Below are 11,496 nucleotides of genomic sequence, written 5' to 3' on the forward strand. Positions count from 1 at the left end.
AGTGTCCCCCGAAGCAACGCTCGCAGGTGCACGTAATTGACCGCGAGGGACCGTCTCAGACAAGGCGGTTCTCAAGGCCACTACGGAAGCGGTGCGCCCAAAGTCAAGTCCAAAGGATTTCGCCAAAGTTCGGGAAAAATCGATAAACCTCGCTGTATGTTTGTATCTCTGATTTTGAGACGCCAGGACATTCCAGTGATATGCCAGCTGGGGCTGGCAGTTGCGAATTAAGGTGCTGTATTTCGCGACCAGTCAAACACGGGACGCGGATCGTATAAGCCTCTGCACCAGTTCGCACGAAGTCCAGCCCATCGAACGAACATGCTTCGCAAAGCGAGCGCTCGGCCTCGCTGACAAGGATGATGCCGACCGTGAGCATGAGCGCGTTATCTTTATAGTGAAAATGTGCGAACTGTTGGAGGAATAATTTGTGTTCGCCTAGCAGGGTTGCGTTCCTTACCGCTATCTGTTCCGCAAGTTGATTCATAAGAACGCGATAGAATACCGTTGCTACACCCTCTTTCCTAAGCGAGCGGCCTTGTGTGCCGGGGGGCACGCGCCCGGGTAAGTTTTCCTTCAGCTTCGCTAGCCGATAAGCTCCGCTATCAAACGCGTCGCCGGTCTCTCGCTCAAACTGGCTTCGAGCTTCTTCGTTCGGCTCGGCCTCTGGTTGTGCGTTAACGGAAACGATCAAAACGCTGCCGCTTCCCGCGTTCGCGCAAAAAGTAGCAACGTCAGAGAGCACACTAGAGTTAAGGCGACCATCGTAATCGAGCCAAACAATACTTCGTTTGTCCCACTGTAGCGTTGGAAGAATGTCCTCAGACTCACCGAATTTCAAATCGATAGAGCGAAATGGCTTGTTGAACTCGAAGCATTCCTTCGCATTCGTATCCCGCTCGATACTGACCATATCGTCGATTCCCAATGCTCGATGAACAATTTGGAAATCACTAAAGTAGACTGATCCAAAGCCGATGTATCGATAGTTCTCCACACGTTCAAATGGATATAGTCGTCGGAAAAGCTCGCCTAACATGCGACGTTCCGTCGCTTTAGCGGGGCGCACTGAATAGTTGATTTTCCTGAACGACGGCATCAATCTTCCCCTTCGTACTGTAGATAGTAATCGAAGGAGCGCTCGCCAACCTCTTTCAGAGTGGTCACACCCAACAGTTTCTTGGCCTTTTCTATTTCACTCACCGGCTTGGTGTATTGAATTCTGCCAACGCGCGGGCCAAGAGGTGTCTTTCTGATATCTGCGCGAAAGGTCGATACGCTTGATACTTCGCGGATATCTTTCGAGGCGGCAGCTTTTATATTCGCATCCAGTATCCCTTCTTCGACCACTCCTTCGCTTTGCTCTTTTGCGATGTTCGAAAGGAACGAAATGATCGGCTTGCTCAGTTCGATCATTTGCTGCTGAACCGCTTTATAGAGCGCAGAATCGACGTCGATTCCTGTCTTGGTCGTGGTCCAAGGAAGTAGTGAGGAGACAGTTGATTCGAAAAATGCGTATCCTCTGAAATAAGCAAAGTCCGGATGATACTGGCGCATACCGTGACTTGGGCCCCATATCGTCTCGGAGGTTTTGTCTGCTTTGACGATGAGCCGTCCGTTACAGAAAATGTACCAGCCCCCTTGGGGAAGCGAGCGTTCGGATAATCCGGCGATCAACTTGACGGAGACACCTGGTCCGCTCCCGCCGTCTATCTGCTGGCGGTTGTAGTCCAAAGTTTTGGCTGCTGGGTGCAGCTGTGTTGATTCAAGCAAAGATATCTTTTCGAGCTGAACCGGAATATTGTTGACGATGATCCCAAGCCCTTTTTCGATGCTTAAGAGATGAGCATCTTTGATCTCCGACATTAGCTGCACTATGAAATTTTCCAGGCTAAATGCAGTTTTGATGGACTCGTGAAGCTGAGAAACCACAATCTTGGTTCCGCGTTCGTCCTCGGGTACTGCAGGAAGACCTTCATGAACGGAAGCGAAGCGAAAGTGCCAATCACTGGGATCTTCTTCCTCCTCCCCTAACCACTCGTTTACGTCAACTTGAAGATCAAACGTTTCAGTTTCGCACCTGCTAACTACCTCGAAATAGTTGCCTAGCTTAAAAAATGTGCGTTTCATCCCCACGCCGAACAAGCCCATGGAGTTGGGTGTATCTTTCGCCTTCTTTGGGCGGCCGAACCTAAAGGCGTAATCGCGTGCAATTTCAACGGGAATCCCACCGCAGTTGTCCGTGATGCTAAATGTATTTGCATCCAACTGTAACTTGACCCAAAGACCGGTGAAGTCACCGCCGGGACAGAGGCGCTTTGCACCATCGACGCAATTGTCGAGGAGGTCAATGATGGCTCTGGTAAGTTGGACATCCCTCGTCAACATGTGAATGAAGAATTCTTTGCTGGGCGATGCATTGATCCTGAACGCCGAGTCGCCTGGAAGAGACACTGTCATACCTTTTACTGGGTTGTTTTTTTTGAAACGCCGGCTGCGCTACTTTTTGCAAAGTGAAACGTCGTTTGCGGCTTACCCGCTACGAACGCAGGAACTGGATTCCAGAAGATTTCGGCCGACCCGGGGGCTGCATGCCGCTACTGACAAAATGCGCTCGTGGGTAAGCCGAGAACGCTCGGGAGTTATGTGGTTAAGCATGTTCTCATAATTCTCTTTTCCGCGATTTCCTTCATCGCGCCTTGGACAAATCCTCGGCCGCTTGTTGCGGTTGCATAGTCAGATCGTATCTCTGCTTAAGGAATCAAACAGGTTTCGTTCAGCACCAAGAAATCTGTCGTACGAGGAACACTTGAGCAGTTTTAGAGATGTGCACTTTCAAAAGTGGTTTCGCTCCCTTGCATCTACAAGCAATTGACTCTCCTATTTGGCAGATGCGGTGGTGGACGATGAATCTCACGTTTTTGAGCTACTTGTTTTCGTGGCCGATATTTTCCTCGAAAGTCTTGGGTACGTCGAGGCGTTGCTTCAAGCAGTGCGTAGTATGCGGGGCGGAACGTGGTCGTCGGAAACAGTTCGTTCGGTCAGCATTAGGCGGGAAGGCTGCGGGCCCTCCGAATGGGCGACCAGATGAAATGCCGATCCTCGATTCGCCGAGGGTTGTGCACGCTCAGGCGAGGCGGCGCAAGAGCGTGCACTGGTCCCTGGTAAAGGCCCAAGCTTTTCGAGCGGATACCTCGCCATCCTGCGTGTGGTACTCCTGTTTGGGCGTCAAGGGAGACTGACGGTCTCGACGTCCCTGAAATCGAATGGGATTAGGGCAATTTGAGATCTGATTTTTGCCGCTCTGCCTCCTCGTGTCTATGCTGGGGCCGTATATGCCGGTGCACCACTAGATGTCACCGCCCGCAGCCTTATAGGCGGCTGGCGATGCCAAAAATACCTCAATGTCGGCAACCCGCCATCCCACAGAGCGGGCTCCGAGGTGCACCGGTTTCGGAAACGTTCCCGCCTTCATGCGCTGATAGATGGTTGACCGCGACAGACCCGTCTCGCGCTCGACGTCTGAACGACGCATGATCGCATTGGGCGGTCGTCGAACGGTTTCCGGTTTGGTCTCTGTCGCCCCAGCGGGTGTTGGTGGTGTGTGCGGCAGATCGTCTTGGATACGCGCCCGACGGCCTGCCATCAAGCCGAGTTCGATCAACATGGTGCCAAGCCGGTCACTGGCGGCACGCCATTGCGCGAATGCTTCACAGTAGCGGGCTTGCGATTCTCCATTGACAAGGTCTAGCACCCCTGCGTCAGACAACTGCTTAGCGACTGACGGCCAATGCGCCAGTGCGGAGGGAGAGAGCCTTGCGAGCCATTTCGCACCGTCAGCGTGGAAATCGGTGCGTGCTGCTAGCGGCCCGCGAAATTGGACAGACGGCCGGCCAAGCCTTCGTTCGTTCATGTCAAGCCCCTTGTAAACCGCAGCCGATTAACGCGCGGACGCGACGCATTGCCCGGCGAGCCCGTGGCAGGAGTCCCAGACGCCGGCGATCCCGCGTCAGAGCTGGGGCGCACAGGATAGCGAGCTCGAGCGGGTTGCAATGGCAAGCAACTCTGCGCTACTGCCCGCTATCATCTGGCTGGCCGTTGAAACGCCAATCCGCCGGGGAGAAATCGTTTCGCTGCGATGGGAAAATGTAGATCTCACGCGGCGGGTCGCGCATCTGCCAGCCAAGAAAACGGAGACACCCGCGACGTGCCGTTGTCGCCCCGAGCTATCGTAGTCCGTCAAGCTCTGAAGGACAATCGCGCCGAAACGAGTATGCCCCAAAAATCGCCCTCACAAGCGACGACGTAAGCGACGATAGGCGGAGGGTTATTGATTTGCACCGACGCTGTCACTAGGGCTGTCGCGCGTGCACGCAAGAACTACCTAGAAGCATGCAGAGAAGCCAGCCGACGGGCTAATGGGAAGTTTCTGACAGACCTCCGCTTTCATGACCTCAGACATGAAGCAACGCCGTGGCTGGCATCAATCTTCCCATTGCACGAGCTAAACAAGATGCGGGCCACAAAGATCCACGCATGCTGATGCGGTATTACGTCCGCGCGCCGAAGATCTCGCCAAGAAGCTTCAATGATGCTTCGCGGCCTCGTCCGTCGCCGCGGAAAACGTCCGTCGATGTCTGGGTTCTTCCGACGATGGAAGGTTGGAAATGCTGCTGCCGCGTGTGAGGCACGTCCACGACGAACGAATTAATCAACGCCTGTCGACCACAGCCATTCAGCATCGCTTCGACTACCGGCGTCTCTAACATCTCACACCTGATCTTTGGAAACGTAGCAATCCCCCGCATCCTTCGGTCGATAGTTTTCCGCGTCAGGGACTTCGATTGCTCGCACAATCTTTCCCAGACTCCGATCACCGTCGCCGGACAGGCTGAGCCCGTACGCGACCGACAGTCGATCAAACTCCTCGCCGTGCCATCCTGAATCCGCCAGATCGCTCGGCACCGGTAGCTTCATGAGTTCGACACTCAGATCCCAGCCCGGCGTATTGTTGATCAGCTGATCGATTGACCCATAGAAACGCATCCTCGAGCCGCCCCCGCACAGCAGTAACGGCACCCTGACAAGCTGCCCGGCGCTTATGCCTTTTCCAACTTTCGCATCCCTGATGCAGCTAGCGACTTGTCTGCGATAGCGGTCTATTCGGAATGAAGTATCGATTCCGGCGTCCGCCTCCTGGTAGCCGGGCAGATATTGGTCAATGGTTTCCGGAATGGGCCTCAATCTGTCAGTGGGCTGCGAAATCAGCCGAAGGTACTCCCGCGCCTCCTGATGGTCTTCGCCGCACGGCAGCATCTCGTTCAAGGAAGCCACGCGTGCACGGTGCAGATTCATGACACCGTTTTGTTCTACCTTACTCGAATAGAACGTCAGCTGTCCGTGTCCGTTGTCGGGTGCTCTGACATGGAAAAGCGCCGAGTCCACTGTTCCGGCGCCCACGTCGACCAGCATCATGATCGGCCGATTGCGCCAGTCCCAGCGGGCCGCAGTCATGAATCCCTGCAACTGCGCGCTTACTTCGGGTACCACATCGACGTCGTTGCAACCGAACTCGGTTGGGGGAGACTGGAGTGCGCTATCCAATTTGGCCATTTCATGCGATCGGATTCGCCACTCGCTGGCCTTTTCGAGCGTTACATCCGTCGCTTCGCTGTCTCCAGCCAGGTTGGCCGCCGCCCACGCCAAGCGGCGGAAAAGTTGCACGATCTCCGTGTTTTCGTATGAACGGGCCGGAAGGCCGAGATTCAGTTTCCAGTTCAGAGCATGCCGCGAGTAAATGTCGCGATGCTCTGTGAGAAACCACGCGCGTGTACGCCGAATGACGAGGGCCAAGAAGGCGCAGCAGTCATTGAATTCGTCCACGGGGCTTGCAGCGCTACAGTTCAACAGACTGAGCTTCAAATCGGAAATCTTCTCCGTTCCATGTTGCAGCGAGTAGACGCTGCCCGTTTTGAAGATGCGCGACGGCAACAGAAAGCTTTCGATTCCGGAACGCTGACCACAGAGCTGCACCGGAAAAATACTGGTAGCGGCATAAGCGTCGCGAACGACAACCTTGGTCGAGGAAGTTCCGAAGTCGAGACCGACGATCAGGTCGGTTTCGTTTTCCGGGTCAGCCGTCAAAGATGCCGCGATGCCATTCAGGCTGATGGACGGAAGAGGGACCGTCTCCATAGGATCAGGAAGGAAAGCGTCGTGCGGGCTGAAGGGCCCCGACTTGACGAGCCGACGGGGCGGTTTCTGAACCGGCTGAATCTTCGCCTCTATTCCCGGCCGACTATCCGCCTGCAGCGGGTTCTCGGGCCGCCGATCGCCAGTGGACTTCGTTATCGGTGCTACCGCGCCCTTGAGCGGTACCTTGCTGGGCGACAGAGCCTTGTCCTGCCAGTTCGTGAACGCATCGTCTTGCACGAGCGCAATTGGTGATGCTGACCGCTCGTCGTGCTTCGTGCGATCTCCGGAGCCTCGAAGTCCGGCCGCGCGTAACGCGTCCCTCAGTTTGGTACCCATCCTCGTCCCCAATGTTTTTACTTTCCTCGAGCCGACTATCGCAGACAGATCACGCCTGCGCACACCAAGGCGGACTCGTGCCGCAAATCGATTCTTCCGCCAAGGCGAGCTCTGCGCTCGTCCGCGCGTCGGCGCGCGTTGATAATACGTCCTTCGTTCGCTTTCAATGTTCGCGTCTTGTTCTGCGCCCTGAGCCTTGCGATCAATTCCTGTATTCGTTGAACCTCGCGCATCTCGTGGCGGTTGACCTGATCAAGCTGAAAGGCAATCCGATCCTTGTTTTCCCGGCTAGCGGCAGCCGTATGCTCTTCATAACGACGATCGAGAGAGTCGACAATCTCCTCGAAAGCGTTGCCCACCGCGTTGCCATCAAGACGGCCGGACGCGTGTGGCCACGGTTGACCCTGCATGGCCGTCGTGGTCACAAGGCGTTCTGCGTCCTCCGCCGACAATTCCACAGCGGAGCCTATCCTTCTCGCCTCAAACGCCAGCCGCTCCGACTCCTGCTCGCCGCGCAATGTCCAGCGGGAAACCACGAATACGTATTCGCCGGGCGGCAATTCGCCCGTAATCGATGAATCCACCTGAATGGCGGCGAGCGTCGCATGACGATGCCTCTCTTCGGTGTCGAGCCGTCGTCTCACAAACGAGACCAACGGATGATATTGAGAGATCACCTCTGCGTCTGCGCGGCTGCGTCGAAGAAGATTCTCAAACACACATGGCTGACGACCGGACGCGGGGGTTGCAAGTCGCGTGCGGCCCTGCAGGCGCTCCCGTTCTAGAAACTCACCAAAATCGGCGCGCGTGACCGGGCCCAGATCGACTTCCCATATGTCCGGGTCGCCTGTCTTTACCTTGACCAGTTGTCCGCCCTCGCAGTACTCGTCGATGAAATCGCTCACGTACGCGTACAGATCATCTGAGGTTACGTACCGGTTGAGCTGTCGCGCGGTCGCGATTCGCTGCTGCAGGTAGTCTCCGTGCGCCACGAGCCGCCCGGCTTCCTGCTCAAGATTTTCCTCAATGCGCGATTTGTGTTCGACAGCCATTCGCGTTTGCTCAATGACGTCGATTTCCTCCGCATCGCTCAGATCGTGGCGCAGGAGATCGAAACTCATACCGCGTACCATCTCGCCCAGCACGCCTTCGATGCCCCCCAGCGCCTGTTCGAAGATCCGGAGCCGCTCGAAAAGCCGGACATAGACTCGCTCGTCGAGCGTTCCCGACTGAAACAGGTTGAGAATGACGATCCGCTCCGCTTTCTGTCCGATGCGATCGATGCGCCCGATACGCTGCTCGATGCGCATAGGGTTCCACGGCAGATCGTAGTTGACAAGCAGCGACGAAAACTGAAGGTCCACGCCCTCGCTTGCCACTTCGGAAGCTAGCAGCAGACGCGGGCCATCCACCGATTTGAAGCGCTCCAGTGCTGCCTGCTTGTCCATGCCGCCCATTAGTACCACCGAGGGCACGGAGATCTCGCCAAACCGCTCCGAGAGATAGCGGAGCGTCTCTCGGAAGTATGCGAAAACGACGACCTTCGCGCTCGGCGTGCGTTTCCAATATTCGAGCAGCTGCTCACGAAGACTTTCGAACTTCGTGTCTTGCTGTCGAAGTGCTTCATAGCTGCCAACTTCCCGCGCGATACTGGACAACCGAGAAATTAGCGTGTCCGCGTTTGGCCGCTTGCGGCCCGGCGCGTCGAGAGAGGCTTCGTCGCCGAACGCGTCCCACAGAATCTCGTCGATCTCTTCTTCAAGACTACTTGTGCGATTTGTCCATGCACGGCACGCCGCGGCCATCGAACTGCACATCTGCCGCTGAGGGATTGTCAAAAGGAACCCTTCGGCGATGTCCAGTCCGCGGCAGTAGCTACGGACCGCCGCGGTGACCTGCTCGTAGAACTCTTGCTCTACGGGACTCATGTCGGCGCACAAAGCTTTTGGTTGGCGAACGACTCGTCGTTCGTGCACGTCGCGCTTTCGCGTGCGCGTCACGACCTTGGTGATTGGATTGATTCGCTCGATGCGCTCGGCGATGGCGAGACGTTGCCCCGGCAACTTCAGTGCGTCCGGAGACGGAGGCGAAGTCAGCAGGAAGCGCAGCTCTTCGCTGCGCTTCGCGAGTGCCGAACTGCGCAACACATCGATGGCCTCGCCGATGGCGTCGAGGTCGGGAATTCCCTTCAGCAGCAGATCCTTCAGCGCAACCAGCGGCGCGTTCTCGCGCATGGCTTGGTCGAACGACCATTCATGCGGAAAGGAATCGCTGTCGATCAAGTTAAGCAGGTGAAAGAGGTCCGAATTTCGCAGATGAACCGGAGTCGCGGACAGTAAAACGAGGTTATCCGTCATGCGACGCAGAAGCTTGCCTAGTCGCGCCGTCTGCGTTTCGGGATTACGCATGTAGTGCGCTTCGTCCACGATGACGAGATCGAGTGGCGATGTCTCGCCCAATCCGTCCTCGGCAAGACGCTGAATGCGAGCTGCAAGCGGTCGGGGGTCGTCCTCGTCGTCGGATTCGGAGGCGAGGCCGCGCAGACCTTGCATGCTAGCGATGACAGCAAATGAGGCATGCGCTTTGCCTTGGGCCTGCTCGATCAGATCGACCATTTCTTCAGCGTTACAGATGCGCGCGTCGACGCCAAAGCGCTCGGAGAGCTCGTGTCGCCATTTTTCCTTGAGCATGGCTGGACAAACGACAAGAAGCCTTCGGGCGTCTTCTCGGCTTCTCAGTTCTGTCCAGATCAGTCCGGCTTCGATGGTCTTGCCCAGACCCACCTCGTCCGCGATAAGCAGACCGCGGGAAGGCGAGTCCAGAAAAGACAGCACCGGCTTGAACTGATAGGCATAGAAGTCAGTGTTCGTTGTGTACAGGCTGTAGATAAGGTCCGCGAGCTTTCCGCCCAGACGGGCGTGAGTCAGTGCAGAACGCAGCTCTCTGGCGTGTCCGAACCTCAGATTGCGCATGTCGTCGAAGACGTTTCCACCCTCGGTTGGCAAAGCTTCCAGCGCCAGTCCCGGAACGAACTCCGTGCGCTCTGGGAAGATCACCTGCCAGCGGGGCGAAGCCGGATTTCCGGCCTTCTCGCCCGACAGCACGCCGGTTCTGGTCGGATTCGACTTCAGCCGAACTCTCAGCCCCGCATGAAAATTGATGGTCATGCTTCCGGTCTCCGGAGATTGCGTCGCTGTATCGCTTCTTGTGTCATTGCCCGGTCTTCAGAGGATTTCGAGAGTTCTGCGTCGCGTCCAGTGTGTCGCCTGGTTGGAGTACGTCTGCTTGCATGTCTCCGGCAGAAAGGTGTGCAGAAGTCCGCGTGCGCGAGACAGGCCCGCGTAGTGCAGCATCGATTGCTCCGGTAGCCCCATGTGCTCCATGTCCACGGCCAAGATGACCGCGCGCTCGAGGCCTTTGAACGCGTGCATCGTCGAGAAAACCATGTCTCCTGCTTTTGCTTCGGCGGCGTCGACGAGCGGGACTCCCGCGATTTCGCTGACGCCCGCAAGAAGCGAATTCTCGCGCTTGCGTGTCGAAAGTACCGCAATGTCCTGAGGGCGGACGTCCTGCCTAAGGAGACGCGCCACCTTATCTCGCAGCTGCGCGTGGAACGACTGGACGTCTCGGTAATACACGTTGTCACAGGGAAGACCCTTTGGTGCTCCTTCTATCGCAAGATCGATTCCCGAGATGATGGAGGCCTGAAGCGCGACCTCCTGCGTATTGCGACAGTTTTCGAAGAGATCGTCGAAAGCGGGTTGCGCCTCAGCAAGTCGCTTGTCGACCTGCTGCTGAACATCGACTCCATAGATGTTCTGCAAGTTGTCGAAGAAAATGTGCCAACGCCCCTGATTGATACCAGGATTGCCGAGCATGAGGTCAAACGCGTCGATGTTCTCCGGCGTCAGCAGATCCTGCGCTTCGTCGATTACGAGCGCATCCCATGCGTCGATGCCGATCTCGAGCGCGGCATCCACGAATGCGCGAGGAAAAATTTCTCCGAAGAGAACCGCCGAATCGGTGACGCCTTCGAGCCGGTTCAGCAAGCCCGCCTTGGCAATGACCTTGTGGTAGAGCGCGTGGACATGCCAAACGTCAATGCCGGCTGCGGCAGGATCACTCGCGAGCGCGGTGCTCAGATGCTGCGCGAGCAACTGGTTGAAGCACAGATAGAGTACCCGGGAGCCCTGACGCGCCAGAGTGCGAGCTCGTTCGATCGCGATCACCGTCTTGCCCGTGCCCGCCCTGCCGCGCACTAGAGTGCGTGGATTGGCCGCCATCCGTCGAGAAGCCCGAACCTGATCCGTCGACAATTGCACGAGCGCCGATTCGACGCCTGTGAGATAGCTGCCGAGGCTAAAAGCCGAATCGACGTCCGGACGCAGAATCCGGCGCGCCAGCCTGATTTCCTCGATCGTTGGCGCCCGGTAGCATCGGTCGTGCTTCTGTTGATAGCTGTCCGTCCAGTGTCGTTGCAGAGCGCCGATGTACATGCCCAGATGGTTGCGGAAATGGGTCTTGTCAAGAAGCACCGCCGGTTCGATCTCCGCGCCTGAGGCCGAAAAGGTTTCCATCGGCATAACGACGCCGAAGCCGAAGAGAACCTGCGCGAACACCGGGTCGGCGTCGCGCAATTTCTTCTGCACCGCGAACATGGTCGTCTTGGCCTGAGTCCATGGATCCTCGCGCTTGGTATAGGACCGTCCGGCCGGATCGCCAAACGTCCACACGCCGTCCTTACACGAAACCCGTCCGCCTTTCACCTCAAGCGCGAATATGCCTTTGGTCGATAGGACGACGATGTCCGCCTCGCCCCAGATTTTCGTCTCATGACTATGCAGACCGAGCGAATGAAGAATGATCCATCCTTGTTCGAGGTCACGGCCGAGCTTCTCGTAGACGATGCGCTCGCCATAGCTGCACTCTTTTGGCTGCTCGGGAATCAGGGTTGCCATGGCTCGG

General features: G+C 56.8%; 6 protein-coding genes. All 6 read right to left on the reverse strand.

Features of this window, described 5'->3' with window-relative positions:
• Window positions 1–103 precede the first annotated feature (103 nt).
• Complete coding sequence (locus AB3X95_RS22775) at window positions 104–1,099, reverse strand: O-methyltransferase (RefSeq protein WP_368622617.1); 996 nt, start codon at window positions 1,097–1,099, stop codon at window positions 104–106.
• Complete coding sequence (locus AB3X95_RS22780; protein ID WP_368622618.1) at window positions 1,099–2,460, reverse strand: ATP-binding protein; 1,362 nt, start codon at window positions 2,458–2,460, stop codon at window positions 1,099–1,101. The genes AB3X95_RS22775 and AB3X95_RS22780 overlap by 1 nt, the downstream gene beginning before the upstream one ends.
• 889 nt (window positions 2,461–3,349) lie before the next feature.
• Window positions 3,350–3,667: a helix-turn-helix transcriptional regulator gene (locus tag AB3X95_RS22785; RefSeq protein ID WP_368622619.1), complete on the reverse strand. Its 318-nt coding sequence runs from the start codon at window positions 3,665–3,667 to the stop codon at window positions 3,350–3,352.
• Between the two features lie 1,103 nt (window positions 3,668–4,770).
• On the reverse strand, window positions 4,771–6,531 hold the full coding sequence (locus tag AB3X95_RS22790) for a hypothetical protein (RefSeq protein ID WP_368622620.1): 1,761 nt from the start codon (window positions 6,529–6,531) through the stop codon (window positions 4,771–4,773).
• 35 nt (window positions 6,532–6,566) lie between these two features.
• Window positions 6,567–9,698, reverse strand: coding sequence for an SNF2-related protein (locus tag AB3X95_RS22795; protein WP_368622621.1), 3,132 nt, complete (start codon window positions 9,696–9,698; stop codon window positions 6,567–6,569).
• A gap of 57 nt (window positions 9,699–9,755) precedes the next feature.
• Window positions 9,756–11,489: an NERD domain-containing protein gene (locus AB3X95_RS22800; protein ID WP_368622622.1), complete on the reverse strand. Its 1,734-nt coding sequence runs from the start codon at window positions 11,487–11,489 to the stop codon at window positions 9,756–9,758.
• Window positions 11,490–11,496: the final 7 nt, after the last annotated feature.

The sequence above is a fragment of the Paraburkholderia sp. BR13444 genome, from assembly GCF_040948755.1.
Lineage (GTDB): Bacteria > Pseudomonadota > Gammaproteobacteria > Burkholderiales > Burkholderiaceae > Paraburkholderia > Paraburkholderia youngii.